Source organism: Rhizobium sp. C4 (assembly GCF_021026315.1).
Classification (GTDB): Bacteria; Pseudomonadota; Alphaproteobacteria; order Rhizobiales; family Rhizobiaceae; genus Ensifer_A.
Map to the genome: position 1 here is coordinate 221,284 of NZ_JAJNCX010000004.1, position 15,065 is coordinate 236,348.

The 15,065-nt window shown below is 61.0% G+C and carries 17 protein-coding genes; 8 read left to right on the forward strand and 9 right to left on the reverse strand.

What is annotated here, in order from left to right; all coding sequences use genetic code 11:
* The first annotated feature begins 32 nt into the window (after nucleotides 1-32).
* Both LQK84_RS09725 and LQK84_RS09730 read left to right on the forward strand, forming a co-directional pair.
* Nucleotides 33-1,388 (forward strand): enoyl ACP reductase FabMG family protein, encoded by a 1,356-nt coding sequence (locus LQK84_RS09725; RefSeq protein ID WP_230828499.1) that lies wholly within the window; start codon nucleotides 33-35, stop codon nucleotides 1,386-1,388.
* 91 nt (nucleotides 1,389-1,479) lie between these two features.
* Entirely contained in the window at nucleotides 1,480-2,022 is a 543-nt protein-coding gene (locus tag LQK84_RS09730) for a flavodoxin domain-containing protein (protein ID WP_230828500.1), read from the forward strand.
* Between the two features lie 20 nt (nucleotides 2,023-2,042).
* On the opposite strand, the gene LQK84_RS09735 is transcribed toward LQK84_RS09730, so the two are convergent.
* Together LQK84_RS09735 and LQK84_RS09740 are read right to left on the reverse strand one after the other, a co-directional pair.
* The gene (locus LQK84_RS09735) at nucleotides 2,043-3,011 is read right to left on the reverse strand and encodes a DUF1883 domain-containing protein (protein ID WP_230828501.1); all 969 of its coding nucleotides are present in this window, start codon (nucleotides 3,009-3,011) and stop codon (nucleotides 2,043-2,045) included.
* Between the two features lie 175 nt (nucleotides 3,012-3,186).
* A complete protein-coding gene (locus tag LQK84_RS09740; protein WP_230828502.1) occupies nucleotides 3,187-3,810 on the reverse strand; it encodes a TetR/AcrR family transcriptional regulator in 624 nt (207 codons plus the stop codon).
* 101 nt (nucleotides 3,811-3,911) lie between these two features.
* Between LQK84_RS09740 and LQK84_RS09745 the strand changes: the two genes are divergently transcribed.
* On the forward strand, nucleotides 3,912-5,138 hold the full coding sequence (locus LQK84_RS09745) for an FAD-dependent oxidoreductase (protein ID WP_230828503.1): 1,227 nt from the start codon (nucleotides 3,912-3,914) through the stop codon (nucleotides 5,136-5,138).
* A gap of 83 nt (nucleotides 5,139-5,221) precedes the next feature.
* Here LQK84_RS09745 and LQK84_RS09750 read toward each other — a convergent pair whose 3' ends face one another.
* Entirely contained in the window at nucleotides 5,222-6,436 is a 1,215-nt protein-coding gene (locus LQK84_RS09750; protein ID WP_230828504.1) for an NADP-dependent isocitrate dehydrogenase, read from the reverse strand.
* Nucleotides 6,437-6,686: 250 nt separating this feature from the next.
* Between LQK84_RS09750 and LQK84_RS09755 the strand changes: the two genes are divergently transcribed.
* From LQK84_RS09755 to LQK84_RS09775, 5 genes are all read left to right on the forward strand, one after another.
* Nucleotides 6,687-7,205: a hypothetical protein gene (locus tag LQK84_RS09755; protein ID WP_230828505.1), complete on the forward strand. Its 519-nt coding sequence runs from the start codon at nucleotides 6,687-6,689 to the stop codon at nucleotides 7,203-7,205.
* A gap of 80 nt (nucleotides 7,206-7,285) precedes the next feature.
* Nucleotides 7,286-8,155 carry an RNA methyltransferase gene (locus tag LQK84_RS09760; RefSeq protein ID WP_230828506.1) on the forward strand — a complete coding sequence of 290 codons (870 nt, stop codon included), beginning with the start codon at nucleotides 7,286-7,288 and terminating at the stop codon, nucleotides 8,153-8,155.
* 5 nt (nucleotides 8,156-8,160) lie between these two features.
* A complete protein-coding gene (gene murI, locus LQK84_RS09765) occupies nucleotides 8,161-8,946 on the forward strand; it encodes a glutamate racemase (RefSeq protein ID WP_269071936.1) in 786 nt (261 codons plus the stop codon).
* Nucleotides 8,947-9,008: 62 nt separating this feature from the next.
* Nucleotides 9,009-9,419: a hypothetical protein gene (locus LQK84_RS09770; protein ID WP_230828508.1), complete on the forward strand. Its 411-nt coding sequence runs from the start codon at nucleotides 9,009-9,011 to the stop codon at nucleotides 9,417-9,419.
* Between the two features lie 381 nt (nucleotides 9,420-9,800).
* Entirely contained in the window at nucleotides 9,801-10,037 is a 237-nt protein-coding gene (locus LQK84_RS09775) for a DUF1127 domain-containing protein (RefSeq protein ID WP_230828509.1), read from the forward strand.
* Nucleotides 10,038-10,134: 97 nt separating this feature from the next.
* On the opposite strand, the gene LQK84_RS09780 is transcribed toward LQK84_RS09775, so the two are convergent.
* The 6 genes from LQK84_RS09780 to LQK84_RS09805 form a co-directional block, all read right to left on the reverse strand.
* On the reverse strand, nucleotides 10,135-11,277 hold the full coding sequence (locus LQK84_RS09780) for an AI-2E family transporter (protein ID WP_442966940.1): 1,143 nt from the start codon (nucleotides 11,275-11,277) through the stop codon (nucleotides 10,135-10,137).
* Nucleotides 11,278-11,510: 233 nt separating this feature from the next.
* Nucleotides 11,511-12,968, reverse strand: a complete 1,458-nt coding sequence (locus LQK84_RS09785) for a multicopper oxidase family protein (protein WP_230828510.1) — start codon at nucleotides 12,966-12,968, stop codon at nucleotides 11,511-11,513.
* 54 nt (nucleotides 12,969-13,022) lie between these two features.
* Entirely contained in the window at nucleotides 13,023-13,388 is a 366-nt protein-coding gene (locus LQK84_RS09790) for a DUF2946 family protein (protein ID WP_230828511.1), read from the reverse strand.
* Between the two features lie 48 nt (nucleotides 13,389-13,436).
* Nucleotides 13,437-13,886 (reverse strand): EVE domain-containing protein, encoded by a 450-nt coding sequence (locus tag LQK84_RS09795; protein ID WP_230828512.1) that lies wholly within the window; start codon nucleotides 13,884-13,886, stop codon nucleotides 13,437-13,439.
* Nucleotides 13,887-13,896: 10 nt separating this feature from the next.
* Nucleotides 13,897-14,274, reverse strand: coding sequence for a VOC family protein (locus LQK84_RS09800; RefSeq protein ID WP_230828513.1), 378 nt, complete (start codon nucleotides 14,272-14,274; stop codon nucleotides 13,897-13,899).
* Nucleotides 14,275-14,345: 71 nt separating this feature from the next.
* A complete protein-coding gene (locus tag LQK84_RS09805; RefSeq protein ID WP_230828514.1) occupies nucleotides 14,346-15,038 on the reverse strand; it encodes a helix-turn-helix transcriptional regulator in 693 nt (230 codons plus the stop codon).
* Nucleotides 15,039-15,065: the final 27 nt, after the last annotated feature.

The window sequence follows — 15,065 nt, forward strand, 5'->3', positions numbered from 1 at the left end:
CCTGACCTGACAAGAACAAAAGAGTGCACAGTATGGAAAATCCGGTCTCGTTGAATCGCATCGCGGAAAACACTGTCTTTCGCAAGGGCGACGTTTTCGTGCTTTTCGGGGAATTGTTCGGTCGCGGTTACGCAACCGGTCTGCTGGACGAAGCCCGGCGGGTGGGCATGGAGATCATCGGTATCACGGTCGGCCGGCGCGACGAGAACAACGCGCTGCGTCCGCTGAACGCCGATGAACTTGCCGAAGCGGAAGCCCGGCTGGGCGGCCGAATCATCAACCTGCCGCTGATGGCCGGATTTGACCTTGATGCACCCGAGGGCGGCGAGACGCCGACCGATCTTCTGGCAAAGCTGACGCTCGAAGGCTGGCAGGACGAGAAGCTGGATTGGGATCATATCGCCAAATGCCGGGAGATCGGCACGAAGCGGTTCAAGGACACGCTGACCGAGGTGATGGCCGTTCTCGACGGCATGATCGCCGATGGCCGCAATGTCTTCTTCGCCCATACGATGGCGGGCGGCATTCCGAAGGCCAAGGTGTTCCTGGTTCTCGCAAACCGGATCTACAAGGGCCGCGGCGCGCGTCACATGTCGTCGCAGGCGCTGCTCGACAGCGATCTCGGCAAGCTGATCCTGCAGAATTTCGACGAGGTCACGGCCTACACGTTCCAGCATCTGATCGATTGCAGCGCGGCGATCCGCGAGCGCATCACCGCCTCGGGCGGGAAGGTGCGTTACACGGCCTATGGCTATCACGGTTCCGCCGTTCTCATCGACGGCAGCTACCGTTGGCAGACCTATACCAACTACACGCAGGGCTATGCCAAGATGCGGCTCGAGAATGTCGCGCAGGCGGCATGGGAAAAGGGCATCAAGGCCACCGTTTACAATTGCCCGGAAATCCGCACCAATTCTTCCGACGTCTTCGCCGGCATCGAATTGCCGCTGATCCCGCTTCTGCTGGCGCTGAAGCAGGAAAACGGCGGCGCCTGGGCCGAGGCGCAGTGGCAGGCCTGCGAGGCGCTTCTCGCCGACGGCTACAGCCTCAAGGATGTCTTCGCCAAGATCGCCGACATGCAGGCAAGTCCGGTCATGGAACCCTTCTACGACTTCTCGGCCTGGCCGAAGGCCAACAGCCAGGAACAGGCGGACCTGACGATCGGCACGTCCAACGAAATCACCCAGATGCATCGCGACGGGAAGGCGCTGATCAGCGATCACCTGAGCGCGCTGGTCGTGCAGGCAACCGGCAAGCTGATCTTCGGCGAAACCTCGAAGCCGTCGGGTCCGGTCTTGTGGCTGAACCACGATATCGTGGCGCGCCGGCTGAATGCGACGCATCAGGATGCAGAGGGTTTCAAGGCGACTGAACGCGCGGTTGCCTGAGCGTTCTGAAGTTCAGGCGACTTGATCTTCCTCAAAGCGCGCTTGCCTGTTCCCGTCCATGATCCGTTCAACATTGAACGGGAGCGGACCTATGAACATTCTGATCGCCTATGCCACCGTCGAGGGGCAGACACGGAAGATTGCTGCGCAGCTTGCCGAAATCTTTGAGAATCGCGGCTGGCAGGTCGCGCTGCAGAATACGGCGGGGATGATGGAATTCATTCTCAACCGGCCGGATGCGGCTATCCTGCTCGCGCCGGTTCACGCGGGGCGTTATCCCACGACCTTTACGCATTTCGTCCGGCAGGAAGCCGACTGGCTGAATTCCGTTCCGTCCGCCTTCGTCTCCGTTTCGTTGTCCATCGTCAGCGACAATGCGGATGAGCGCCAGGAGGGCGAGGACTATCCGACAGGGTTGCTGGCCGAGACCGGCTGGCAGCCGCTGGCCATCCACCATGCGGGCGGGGCGTTGCGGCTCGCCGAGTATGATTTCTTCAAGCGCTGGATGGTGCGGCGCCTGTCGCGCAACGCGCCGGCTGGGCAAGAGAAGGGCGATCGCGAATTTACCGATTGGGCCGCGCTGGAGCTTTTCGCTTCGGAATTTGCCAATGAGGTCGGGCGGCGCAAGGCCTGATTTTCAGGTCTGATGCGCCGTCAGCTCGCCGCCTGCAGGGCGGCGTCAAAGACGGTGCAGCGATTGCGGCCGCCTTTCTTGGAGGCGTAGAGTGCGCTGTCGGCCTTCGAGTAGATGTCTTTCGCATCCGTGGCATCCGCCTTCATGCAGATGCCCATTGAGATGGTGATGCGGCCATAGTCCGCGCCTGCCTCTTCGTCCCTGAACGGTGTCTGCTCAAGGGCGATCCGCACGCTGTCGGCGATGCTCAGAACTTCAGCCGCGTCGCGTCCTTCGATGACCATCACGAATTCCTCGCCGCCGGCGCGGGCCACGAAGACGTCGTCACGTGCATGTTTGAGCAGGATCTCGGCGACGATGGTCAGGACCTTGTCGCCGACCAGATGGCCATAGGTGTCGTTGAATTTCTTGAAGTGGTCGACATCGCAGATGACCAGCGCCGCCCTGTGCGGCTGGCCGGGTGCAAAGATGGAAGCGAGCTTTTCGTCGAAGGCACGCCTGTTGGCGAGGCCCGTCAGCGCGTCGGTGTTGGCGATGCGCTTGTACTGGTGAAGTTCTTTCAGGATTTCGCCCATCACTGCCGGGCTGTGTTCGCCTGCGGCAGCTGCGGGTTCGGATGGCGGCTGTCCGGCCACGACGGCTTCGCCTTCCGCCCCCGTCTTCTGCGGATCGACGGCATCGGCTTCCTGAACGCGGAACTGCTTGTGTCCCGGCTGGATCGTGCGGACGTTCGAATTGGCGAGCTTGGGCAATCCCTCGCGGTCGACCACGAGATGCCATTGGCCGACCGCCGGCACGGTGAGCTTCGCTGGCGTTTTCACCGTGAGGCCGCCCAGAAATTTATAAGGCTTCGACGAGGCATAGAGCCGGTAATTCCGCTCGTCCATCAAGCGAACATTGTTGATCGACGACAGAGCGACCTCCACCACGGTACCGGCGGGCTGCCTGCCGAGATCATAATGCTTGTAGCGGGGCGTTTGCGGCGTCATTCGTTCATTCCACAGTTGTGCGAATAATGGCGTCCGACGGTTAAACTTCCGTTTTCACCTAGGGCTCGACCGCAGAAATTTGACCCTCTTGCCACTCAGGGTACGGCCTGAAACAGCCTGCAACGGACACGTCCTGCCTGTTCGTCGGTGAGCGTGGCTGGCAAATCGCCTTCGCTCATTTTTTGGTTGGCAGGAGGAAAGCGACGCAGAGGTCGCCGAGAAAGCCTGAAAGCGACGCCCAGTCGACGTTTGCGGGGTCGAAGGTGAGTGGTGCGCCGGTGATGCGGGTCCAGGTGCAGGCAAACATCATCCGGAAACAGTTGTCGTAGTCATCCCGCCGCCCAACGCCAAATGCTGTTTCCAAGTAGGTGCTGAATGCTTCGCCGACTTTGCCACATGATCGCGCACCACGTTCCATTGCACGTGGGTTGCCCGCGTCAAAACGCGACAGCGATAGGATGATTTTCTCGTTGCGGGCAACGTGGCCGCAGAAACGTGCGACAGCATCCCGGATGAGGCCCGCGTCGTCCAGGTCGTCTGGCCGCCGCGGAGGGAACAACTGGGTCACTTCACGATCCATTGCCTCCAGAACCCGTTCCTGCAGCGCAAGATAGATCATGTCCTTGGAGCCGAAGCGCTGATAGATTGAACCGATCGAGACGCCTGACTTCATGGACAGCGCGGCGACGGAAAATTCCGCGTCATCTCCCTGCATCAGCAGGTCGACACCAGCAGTCATCAATTGTTCCAGCGTGTTGCGGCTGCGCTTTTGGCGGGGCGTCTTGACGATGTCGTTCATGTGCTCGGGTTACCGCAAACAGGGCTCCGGTTCAAATCCTTCTTGAATTAGAATTATGATTCTAGTATCTAGAAAATATCAGAGCCAAGGAGGAGCAGGCAATGGGACTTTCATGGAGAGCAGGAAAACGTGTGGCCATCGTGGGGGCAGGGCCGGGAGGATTGTCGGCGGCCTTGGCGCTCAATGCGAAGGGCTATGATGTCAGGATTTTCGAGCGCCATCAGGCCCCACGGCCTTTGGGCGGCGCTGTGTTGCTTAGCGTCCCGGTGCTGGCAATCCTTCGCCAATATGGCGTCGATTTGAGTAATTTCGGCTCTTATACGGTCACGCAATTTCGCAATAGCAAGGGAAAGCTTCGCGCCACGCTTCCCTTCAACCCGGTAGTCGAGAAGCAATTCGGCATTAACGGCTGGCATTATGGGGTGCTGCGTTCATCGGCCTTCGCCCATATGCTCAAGCTGATCCCGGAAGGCATGATCGTCGGGTCGCATGGGTTGACGTCCTATAACGACAAAGGGGACGCGGTAATCCTCCTTTTCGAGAATGGGGAAACGGTCGAGGCCGACATGCTGATTGGTGCAGACGGCGTCAATTCGGTAGTGTCAAGACAGGCCTTCGGCGATGCGGGTCTCTTTCACGCCGGCGTGCGGGTCTGGCTTGCCTGGTGCAACCACTTTGAAGGCATACCTGCGAATGTCGGATGCATCTCGCATTCGCGAACTCATCAAGCGAGCTTTTTCCCGATGCTGCATGATGGAAAGCCCGGCTTCGAATGGTGGGTGGTGGAGGCATCGTCTCCTGAGGCCCCGGTGCCCTCGGATCCGAAGGCCTACATCACCGATATCGTGAGCAAGTTTGCCGATCCGATGCCGCGATTCCCAGGGCACACCGATTTCTCCACGCAGATGTTCCGCTGGGAGGTCTATAACAGGCCTTCATTGAAGTCCTGGAGCAAGGGGAGGGTCGTTTGCCTCGGCGACGCGGTCCATCCGGTCTCGCCATACGCGGCGTACGGCATGGGCATGGCCATCGAGGATGGATATTTTCTCGCAAAGTATCTGGATGGAGGCGACCTCGCCGACCGGTCCGTGTTGAGAAGCGCCTTTGGCGCCTACGAGGCGCAACGCGTTGCCTATTGCAATCATCACGTCGAATTCGCAAGGAAGCTGGGCAGGGTCTTTCACCACCTTCCCGCACCGCTCGCGATCGTCCGCGATCTTGTCTACGACAACACGAAGCTCCTCGAGAAGAATCTGAGCAAGGATTATCTCAAGACGGCAGAAGAGTTTTCAATGGCCCTGACTGAATTGCACGTTGTCGCAGCTTGAACCGACCAATGTGAGATGATCAAACAACGAAAAAAGCCCGCGCGAATTTCGCGCGGGCTTCTTGATGAGTGGCAATGGGCCGATCAGGCAGCCATGGCCTTCTTGAGGTTTTCGTCGACCTTGTCGAGGAAGCCGGTGGTGGAGAGCCACGGCTGATCGGGACCGATGAGGAGGGCGAGGTCCTTCGTCATGTAGCCGCTTTCGACGGTCGCGACGCAGACCTTTTCCAGCGTGTCGGCGAACTTGGCGAGCTCGGCATTGTCGTCGAGCTTGGCGCGGTGGGCGAGGCCACGCGTCCAGGCGAAGATCGATGCGATCGAGTTGGTCGAAGTTTCCTGACCCTTCTGGTGCTGGCGGTAGTGACGCGTCACCGTGCCGTGAGCCGCTTCGGCTTCAACCGTGCGGCCATCCGGCGAGAGAAGAACGGAGGTCATGAGGCCGAGCGAGCCGAAGCCCTGAGCGACCGTGTCCGACTGGACGTCGCCGTCGTAGTTCTTGCAGGCCCACACATAACCGCCGGACCACTTCAGTGCCGAGGCGACCATATCGTCGATCAGGCGGTGTTCGTAGATGATGCCGGCCTTGTCGAATTCGGCCTTGAACTCGTTCTGGTAGACTTCTTCGAAGATGTCCTTGAAGCGGCCGTCATAGGCCTTGAGGATCGTGTTCTTCGTGGAGAGGTAAACCGGCCACTTGCGCATCAGGCCGTAGTTCATCGAGGCGCGGGCGAAATCGCGGATTGATTCATCGAGGTTGTACATGGCCATGGTGACGCCCGGTCCCGGAGCCTTGAAGACTTCCTTCTCGATGACCTGGCCGTCTTCGCCGACGAACTTGATGGTGATCGTGCCCTTGCCGGGGAACTTGAAATCGGTGGCCTTGTACTGGTCGCCGAAGGCGTGACGGCCGACGACGATCGGCTGGGTCCAGCCGGGAACGAGGCGCGGAACGTTCTTGCAGATGATCGGCTCGCGGAAGATCACGCCGCCGAGGATGTTGCGGATCGTGCCGTTCGGCGACTTCCACATTTCCTTCAGGTTGAATTCCTTCACGCGGGCTTCGTCCGGCGTGATCGTGGCGCACTTGATGCCGACGCCATGCTTGGCAATGGCATGGGCGGCGTCAATAGTGACCTGGTCGTTCGTCGCATCGCGGTTTTCGACCGAGAGGTCGTAATATTCGATGTCGAGATCGAGATAGGGCAGGATCAGCTTTTCCTTGATGAACTGCCAGATGATGCGGGTCATCTCGTCGCCGTCGAGATCCACGACGGGGTTGGCTACCTTGATCTTGCTCATATATCAGCCTCTTTCTCGGATTGTGGCGAGGGGGGTATCGCCTTTCGAAATTCTCCCGTGCGCTATAGCATCGTGCAGACGGAACGCAAAGGCGGATGCGTGGCGAGTTCATCAAATTTCGGGAAAGATCGCGCTTTGGCGCTGCAGGCGTCTTGCGCCATTTTCTGGTTGAATTGGCGGGCTATTTCGAACCACTTTCATGCAACCGCCGAACCATCGCGCGAATCATTGCCGTGCCGGAGATCAAAAGATGCGCTTTCTTGCTGTCGTGGCTGCAGTTCTGACGTTTGGCGGCACGGCCCTTGCCGACGATGCCGATCCCACCGCGCCGGTGCAGAAGATCATGCAGATCAGCCAGGGCGTCTGGAAGCAGGACAATCCGGAGCAGGACGACTATTTCTCGGACAAGTGGATGCCGCAGCTGTTCAGCTCCGCTTTCGCAACGATCGCGAAGAAGGGCTTTGCCAAGGCGCAGGCGAATGACGAGCCCTTTATCGACTACGATCCGGTGCTCGGAGGTCAGGACGGCTGTGCGCCGAAGGACCTGACGATTACCAATGCAGGTCCGAAGGATGGCGGGTTTGATGTCGTGGCAAAGTTCCACGCCTTCTATTGCTTCGACAATGCCGACAGCCGCTTCAGCGAGACGCATTTCAAGGTCGTGATGGAAAACGGCGTGGCGAAGATCGACGATATCGTGAATATCGTGCCGGACGGCGACCCGGTTTCGCTGCGCGATACCATGAATGGTTATTTCTCCGCGCAGTGACAGCCGGTCTCGGTGCGAGAGCTTTTGATTTTTGCCCCGCGCTGAACTATGGAAGCTCCGTTTTCAACGGATAAGGCATTATGGCAGGCACGAACAGCGAGCGTCCGCTTCTGGCGGAGGGACCGGCGATCATTCTGGTGAGCCCGCAACTGGGCGAGAATATCGGGATGGTGGCGCGGGCCATGGCGAATTTCGGCCTGGCGGAGCTTCGCATCGTCAATCCGCGCGACGGCTGGCCGTCCGAGAGTGCGCGGGCTGCTGCCTCGCGCGCCGATCACGTCATCGACGGCGCGCAGATTTTCTCCTCGCTGGAAGAGGCGCTGGCCGACATCAATTTCGTCTATGCGACCACGGCGCGCGACCGCGACGGGTTCAAGCCGGTGCGCGGGCCGGAAGTGGCGGCTGCCACGCTGCGCAGCCGCTTCGCGCTGGGCGAGAAGGTCGGCATCATGTTCGGCCGCGAGCGGACGGGGCTGACGAACGAGGAAGTGGCACTGGCCGACGAGATCGTGACCTTTCCGGTCAATCCCGCCTTTGCCTCGTTGAACCTCGCGCAGGCCGTTCTGCTCATGTCCTATGAATGGCTGAAGACGGGGCTTGCCTCGCCGGAGGACACACCGTTCCAGGCGAAGCCCATGCCGCCGGCGACGAAGTCCGATCTGCAGGGCCTGTTCGATCATGTCGAGGAGGCGCTGGATGGGCGCGGCTATTTCCGGCCCGTCGCCAAAAAGCCGAAATTGGTGGAGAACCTGCGCACCGTTCTCACACGGCCCGGTTTTACGGCGTCGGAAATCCAGGTTCTTCGCGGCGTGATTTCCTGTCTCGACAAGTTTACGCGCGATAATCCGCGCGGATCTGCGGATGCCAACCGGGCGCGCAAGCCGAAGGTCAAGCCGCGCGCGGCCCGCGTGAAGCATACGGAAGACACGACAGACAAGACGGAAGAGTGAAGGCGATGGATATGCAGCCGGTTCTCGTGTTCGACAGCGGTATCGGCGGGCTTACCGTGCTGCGCGAGGCGCGCGTGCTGATGCCGGAGCGCAATTTCGTCTATGTCGCCGACGATGCGGCCTTTCCCTATGGCCGTTGGGGTGAGGCCGAGTTGACGCAGCGCGTCGTTTCGCTTTTCGGAGAGCTGATCGCGCGCTTCAAGCCGGTGACCTGCATCATCGCCTGCAACACGGCGTTCACGATTGCAGGCTCCGCGCTGCGCGCGACCTATCCCGACATGACTTTTGTCGGCACCGTGCCGGCGATCAAGCCGGCGGCGGAGCGCACGCGTTCGGGTCTCGTCTCGGTGCTGGCCACGCCCGGCACCGTCAAGCGCGCCTATACGCGCGAGTTGATCCAGTCTTTTGCCAGCCAGTGTCATGTCCGCCTTGTCGGGTCTGAAAATCTGGCCGGCATGGCGGAGACCTATATTCGCGGCGGCAAGCTGGAGGATGCGGCGGTGCTGTCCGAGATTTCGGGATGCTTTGTCGAGAAGGACGGGAAGAAGACCGATATCGTCGTGCTCGCCTGCACGCATTATCCCTTTCTTGCCAATATCTTCCGCAAGCTCGCGCCCTGGCCGGTCGACTGGCTCGATCCGGCCGAGGCGATCGCGCGGCAGGCGCGGCGACTGGTGCCGATGACCAATCATCTCAAGTCCGACGGCGAGGCAGACATCGCCCATTTCACAGCTGGCCCGCCGGATTTTGCGACGCGGCGGCTGCTGCAAGGGTTCGGGTTGACGGTTTGACGCCCATGGCCCCAACCTTTCCCGATGGTTTCGCAGCTGATCTGGAACGGCTTGCACACCTGATGGCAGACTTTCAGGATCACTGGTGGGTCATCGGCAGTGCCGCGATCCTGCTTTCCGGCGCATCGGGTATCGAACCGAACGATATCGCTGTGCTTCTCTCCGCCGAAGCGGCGCAGGCTCTCGCCCTTCGCTTTGGCGCAGCCCCGCTCTCGTTGTCGGCGCATCCGAAATTCCGGTCAAAGGTGTTTTTCCGCCAACGGCTGCTGGTGCGCGAGGCCGAGTTCATGGGTGGGTTCGAGGTGGCGGGCGAGGGCGGCTGGCAGGTCTTCTGGCCGACAAGCCGCCGGCTGGTTCATCTGTCGCGTGGCGTGATCCCCGTTCCCGCTGTCGCAGACCTGAAGGACATGTGCCGTCTGTTTGGACGCGCCAAGGATATGGAAAAGCTGGCAAGGCTTGAAGCCTTGGGCTGATGGATGCGCTGTTGCGGATTTGCAACGGCTGTGTCTGATTTCCGCAATCCCAAATTGCGCTCTTGTCGTCCGTCAAAGTTCGTGTATCGTCTCACCATCTGCAACGCGAACCTCTGGAGGCGCGAGATGAATACGACTTATCGTAAAGTGCGTCTGCCGCTTGGTTTCAGCCCGATGAGCGTGCTTTCCGGCACGGTGGGTTATCGCCATCACGTGTGATGGCGTCTGAAAACCGTTTCCCTGCAGACGCTTAACTTCCAAAATCATCATTAGTACCTGACGGTCTTTCCGTGCCCCTGGGCTTGTCCCATAGCGTTCGGATTCCGCCCGTCGCAACCGCGAAAGGACCTGGCGGCTCGTCGAGCGCCGGGGCGGACAATCATGTTTGAATTGCAACTCAAGGACGCAGGAGAGCTTTCTCTTGCCTTGGACAGGATCAGCCGGCGTTTCGGTTTCTGGACGACGCTGCGGGCACTCATGGCGGCTGAAAGGAAGCGCCGCCGCGAGCGGCGCGAGCTGGCCTATCTCGACAACCGGACCCGCCAGGATATCGGCCTGCCGGTGATCGAGGTTCAGCCGCAGATCCTCTGGCTTCATCGCTGGGATGGCCGGCTTTGACTGTATTGGTGGAGGCGGAGGAGATCCGCTTCCACCCTCGACCTCGAACGCGTTGGTTCAGGCGCGGTCACGCCGTTTCCGGCGTTTGCTGAACGCTCTATTGGTTGTCTGCGTCCCGTGCATCGAGTTCTCGCAGCCACTCGCGCCATATGGCAACGAGAAGGGCCATCAGAACGGGTCCGATGAAGAGACCCAGAAGCCCCATAGTCTTGACGCCGCCGATCAGGCCGAAGAACGTCGGTAGAAACGGCAACTTGATAGGACCTCCGACAATTCTCGGACGGAGTGTCTTGTCGACGATGAAGAGCTCGGTCGTTCCCCAGGTGAAAAGGGCAACGGCTGCGACCGGTGAGCCTGTGCCGAGGAGATAGAGCGAGACGAGGGTGAAGGACAAGGGCGCGCCGCCGGGGATGAGCGCCATGATGCCCGTCAGGACCCCGAGCGTGATCGGGGAGGGCGCACCGGCAAGCCAGTAGGCGACGCCGAGCACGACCCCTTCGCCAACGGCAATCAGGGTCATGCCGGTTACCGTCGCGCTGACGGTTTGCGGCACGATGCGCGAAAAGCGCTCCCAGCGCTTCGGCAGGACCCGTTCTCCCAGCTTGTCGATCTGTAGCGCGAAGCCGGCCCCGTCACGATAGATGCAGAACAGAACGATCATCATGAAAAGCAGGGTGAGCAGGAAGTTGAAAATGCCGGCGCCGGTCATGAGGGCCACATGATAGATGGCGCCGATGTTGCTGCCGGTCACGAGCTGGATCAGTTCGCCGATGCCGCCTGGATGGGCAAAAAGGCGGGTCCATTCTTCATTCGCCCAATCACCGATGAACGGCAGGTTGGTCACCCACGCGGGCGTCTTCGCACCGCTTCTGTTTGCTTCAGCGGCGAGCTTAAGCCAGCGCCCGACTTCCCTCAGCGTATAGCTTGAGGCCAGAAAGACCGGGACGATGACGAATATGAGGATTAGCAGCACGGCGAGGCTTGCGGCAACGGTGCGGCGACCGTTGACGCGTGCCTTGAGCATCGCGAAAAGCGGCCAGCTTGCAAATCCGATCACCAGCGCCCCGAGTATGGGAACCGTAAATCCATAAAAGAAATAGATCCCTAGCCCGATCACCATGATCAGCAGCCAACGCGCGATCGACACCGGTTCCACGATCGCCGCGCCCGAGGCCTTTGTCGCACCCAGCCAACGCTGCATTTTCACCGGTTCGGATTTGGTCACTTTTTCCCGGTCCATCGGACTACAATTCTCTTTTCATAAAAGTCCTGCTCCACCGCAAAAGCGCGAGCAGGCGCGCAACATAGGGAGTAAGCTGTGCGATGTCCATGGAGCAACGCTGCGCGCGAATGCCGCGTACGCGCGCGCGTCGCAAGCGCCGATCGAAAGGACGGCGCTTGCAATCCTGCATTGGAAAGCCGGTCCTTGTGGCGGAAGCGAAGCGGATGGTTGGTCCGCTATCGCCTTTGCGGTCACGCCACCTCGATATGCGTCATCATGCCTGTCACCATGTGGTAGAGATGGTGGCAATGGAAGGGCCAATGGCCCGGCTTGCCGGCATCGAAGGCGATGGTGACGGTCTTCATCGGCGGCACGAGGACGGTGTCACGCACCGCGCCCGCCATCCGCTGGCCATCGATGGCGACGACCTGGAAGGCATGGCCGTGCAGATGCATGGGATGGGCCATCATCGACATGTTCATCATGGCGATCTCGACCCGTTCGCCGCTTTTCAGCTTCAGGTCTTCCAGCCCCGCCAGCGCCCATTGATAGCTCGCCATGTCGCCCGACAGGTGCGCCATCAGCGCCTTGTCGGCGGGGCGGTTTGCAAGCGGCGCAGTGGAGCGCAGCGCGCTTTCGAGCGTCAGATCGAGCGGCTGGGTCTTGGTCCCGATCTTCGCCGCGAGGCGGTCGATCTTCGCGCCGGGCGTGGCAAGCACGATCCCGGTTCTATCGCCGGTGCCTTCGCGCAGCGCCAGGATCGGAAACGCTCCGTCGTCCTTCGGGATTTCCACGTCGAGATCGATGCGCTGGCCCATGCTGATCGGCACCGTCTCCGCCGTCATCGGCACAATGGCGTGGCCGTCGACGGCGACGAGCCGGGCGGCAAGCTTGCCCGTTGTCAGATGAAAGGCGGTGGAGGCTGCGCCGTTGATGATGCGCAGACGGATGCGACCGCCTTTCTCGACGGTAACGATCTCCGGATCGTCGAGCGTGCGGTCATTGGCGAGATAGGCGTCATACTCGATGTCATTGAGGTCCATCGCGCCCATGCCGCCCATGGCGGACATGTCGTGGCCGGAGCCCATGGATGTCATGTCGTGCTGCATCGACATCTTGCCCATGCTGCCATGATCCATCTGGTGGGCGCCATGCATCATATGGCCGCCCTTGCCGCCGGTCAGCGTGGAAAGAAGCTCTTCCGCCGGCTTGAAGGAGAAGTCGTGGAGCAGGATGACGACCTCCTGACGGTCAGCCGCTGCGTCTTCCTTCGAATGAACGATCAGCGGGGCTGCCAGCAGGTTCTGTTCCTGAAGCGTATGGGCATGCATCCAGAATGTGCCGGTCTCTTCGAGCGCGAAATCATAAGGACGGGTCTCGCCGCCTTTCAGCATCGGCAGCGGATTGTCGGCCACGCCATCCTGTTCCCAGGGCGGGGTGAGACCGTGCCAATGGATGATGGTGTCTTCCTTGAGCCTGTTGTTCAAGGAGACGGAAAAGCGTTCGCCGGGGGCAAAGGTGAGGCCGGGCTTGCCGTTTTCGGTGAGGCCATAGACGGTCGCGGGCTTGCCGTTGACCTCAAGTATGCGCGTGTCGATGGTGAGCTGGCGCGGGGCGGGCGCTGCGCGACCGATCCGGGGGACGAACTGGCTCGCCGCAAGGCCGCCGACGGCAAGGCTTGCCGTTTTCAGAAAATCTCTTCTGTTCATGGGTTTGGCTTTCATGATGTGGTCGTTTGCTCCGCAAGTCGCGGGGCGGTGACATCAGGAAAGCGTGTGTTTCGGCGGCTGGAGCGGCGGCGCGGGCACGAGGCCGGTCAGCGGTTCGGCGCGGGCCGGGTGGATTTGCAAGGTTGGCGACGCCGTGAAGAGTGCGGCAGGACGGGGCAGGGCCGTGAGGAAGACGCCGGCGCACCAGGCCGCGCAGGCGGCGTCGTGCTTGCCGTGATGGTCGGTTGCGGGTGCGTGGGATTTCTCCGTCTGCATCCCATGATGTGCGTGCATGTTCATTCCGTCCGCCATCATCGCGGCCTGATCATGGCCCGCCGGGGCCGCAAAGGATGCGGCCGGCGCGGCGGCGAGGCCGGCCAGAAGGCACAGGATCAGGAAAAGGCGCGACAGGTGACGCATGCGATGTTCCGCTTCAATCCTATGAAAGTAACATCGCATGCGCCGATTTCAAGCGGCGGCCACGCCAGATGATGGCCGAAGGGCGTTTTCGATGAGGGCGAAATCCGCCGCCGGGATCGAAAAGAGGCCGTAGCGGAAGGGCGCTCCCCAGTTCGCCTTGCCGGCGGTGAAGCTCAGCATCTGCAGCATGGGCAGGATCTTGGCCTCGCCGGAAGCGATCCATTCGACATCGCGGCGGAAGGGGACAAAGCCGCCGCCCATGTCGAACTGGTAGGGCTCACGCTCGCTCAAACGACCGCAGGCGGTGAAGGCCTGCAGGCCGTCCTTCACGCCCATGACGCGGCTTGGCGAATAATAGGCGATGAAGTCGCCGGGTGCGGTGCGTTTCAGCGGGCCGCCCTTGCCGTGGCAGACCTGCATGAAGCCTTCGCTGACACCGCGGCGGACATGGTCCGCCGAGGCTATGCCGATCCAGTATCTCGACATGGTGCTTGTCATGGGGCGAGCCTCAGACCGGTTCATCGGCGCGGCGATAGACGCGCAGGCGATGGCCGTCCGGGTCGGCGGCGGTGAAGGTGTAGCCGAAATCCATCATGGTCGGCTTCTGGAGGATCGCTGCACCCTTGGCGGCCCAATCGGCATGTGCCGCGTCGACGTCAGCGTCCGTATCGCAATCGAACATGATTTCCGCGCCGCCGATCCTGCCATTGGCGGGCGGGTCGATCTCGCTGTCGAGCCACAGGCCGAGCTTGAAGCCGCCGGGCATGACGAACATGGCAAAGCCGGGCGATTGCTCAACGGGCTTGTGGCCGGTCAGCTTTTCATAGAAGGCGGCGCTTTCGGCGGGGCTCTTCACATAGAAGAGGACGAAGTTGGAAGGTTTCATGTTCATCTCCTGTCGTTTGTCGTTGAGGACAGGAGCGTTATAGAATCTGATACTGCCAAAAAATGGCAGTATCAGTTCTTGACCTTGGCGCGATCCAGCTCGCGCCATTCCTTTAGAAGGACCGCCTTGCGACGGGGATAGCGCATATCGGTCTCATCCAGCCGGACGATGCGGTCGGCGCGGAAATGGCGGAAATCGTTGCGCAGCTCGCACCAGGTGATGACGACGCGGGCGCGGTCGAAAAAGCCGAGCGCGAAGGGCCAGATGGTGCGCTCGCTGGTGCGGCCGGCCTCGTCCTCATAGGCGATGGAAAGCTTGCGCTCCTTGCGGATGGCAAGGCGAATGGCGGAGAGATGCGTGTCGCCGGCGACAACCGGATCGCCGGGGCCGACCAGCAGGTTCGTCGCATCCAGCTGCTCGCGCAGGTCCTTCGGAAGAACGCTTGCGATCTTGGCCAGCGCATTTTCCGCCGCCTTGCCGAGCGGCCCGCCGGCGCGTTTCGACACCCAGCGCGAGCCGAGCACCAGCGCTTCCAGTTCATCCTCGGAAAACATCAGCGGCGGCAGCATGAAGCCGGGCTTCAGGATATAGCCGATGCCAGGCTCGCCGGTGATGTCAGCGCCTTGTGCCTGGAGCGTGGCGATGTCGCGATAGAGCGTGCGGATGGAAATGCCGAGTTCGCGCGCGAGATTGTCCCCGCTCACCGGCTGGCGGTGGCGGCGCAGGATCTGGATGAGATCTAGCAATCTGGCTGAGCGCGACATGGGTTCCCTCAAGCGGGTTTTATTGAC

Excerpts from the sequence above, each read along its gene's own strand:
- LQK84_RS09735 (WP_230828501.1), bottom strand. The coding sequence starts at position 3,011 with ATGACGCCGCAAACGCCCCGCTACAAGCATTATGATCTCGGCAGGCAG.
- LQK84_RS09745 (WP_230828503.1), top strand. The coding sequence starts at position 3,912 with ATGGGACTTTCATGGAGAGCAGGAAAACGTGTGGCCATCGTGGGGGCA.
- LQK84_RS09760 (WP_230828506.1), top strand. The coding sequence starts at position 7,286 with ATGGCAGGCACGAACAGCGAGCGTCCGCTTCTGGCGGAGGGACCGGCG.
- LQK84_RS09750 (WP_230828504.1), bottom strand. The coding sequence starts at position 6,436 with ATGAGCAAGATCAAGGTAGCCAACCCCGTCGTGGATCTCGACGGCGAC.
- LQK84_RS09775 (WP_230828509.1), top strand. The coding sequence starts at position 9,801 with ATGTTTGAATTGCAACTCAAGGACGCAGGAGAGCTTTCTCTTGCCTTG.
- LQK84_RS09785 (WP_230828510.1), bottom strand. The coding sequence starts at position 12,968 with ATGAACAGAAGAGATTTTCTGAAAACGGCAAGCCTTGCCGTCGGCGGC.
- LQK84_RS09805 (WP_230828514.1), bottom strand. The coding sequence starts at position 15,038 with ATGTCGCGCTCAGCCAGATTGCTAGATCTCATCCAGATCCTGCGCCGC.
- LQK84_RS09780 (WP_442966940.1), bottom strand. The coding sequence starts at position 11,277 with ATGGACCGGGAAAAAGTGACCAAATCCGAACCGGTGAAAATGCAGCGT.
- LQK84_RS09730 (WP_230828500.1), top strand. The coding sequence starts at position 1,480 with ATGAACATTCTGATCGCCTATGCCACCGTCGAGGGGCAGACACGGAAG.
- LQK84_RS09755 (WP_230828505.1), top strand. The coding sequence starts at position 6,687 with ATGCGCTTTCTTGCTGTCGTGGCTGCAGTTCTGACGTTTGGCGGCACG.
- LQK84_RS09740 (WP_230828502.1), bottom strand. The coding sequence starts at position 3,810 with ATGAACGACATCGTCAAGACGCCCCGCCAAAAGCGCAGCCGCAACACG.
- LQK84_RS09790 (WP_230828511.1), bottom strand. The coding sequence starts at position 13,388 with ATGCGTCACCTGTCGCGCCTTTTCCTGATCCTGTGCCTTCTGGCCGGC.
- LQK84_RS09770 (WP_230828508.1), top strand. The coding sequence starts at position 9,009 with ATGGCAGACTTTCAGGATCACTGGTGGGTCATCGGCAGTGCCGCGATC.
- LQK84_RS09800 (WP_230828513.1), bottom strand. The coding sequence starts at position 14,274 with ATGAAACCTTCCAACTTCGTCCTCTTCTATGTGAAGAGCCCCGCCGAA.
- LQK84_RS09725 (WP_230828499.1), top strand. The coding sequence starts at position 33 with ATGGAAAATCCGGTCTCGTTGAATCGCATCGCGGAAAACACTGTCTTT.
- murI (WP_269071936.1), top strand. The coding sequence starts at position 8,161 with ATGGATATGCAGCCGGTTCTCGTGTTCGACAGCGGTATCGGCGGGCTT.
- LQK84_RS09795 (WP_230828512.1), bottom strand. The coding sequence starts at position 13,886 with ATGACAAGCACCATGTCGAGATACTGGATCGGCATAGCCTCGGCGGAC.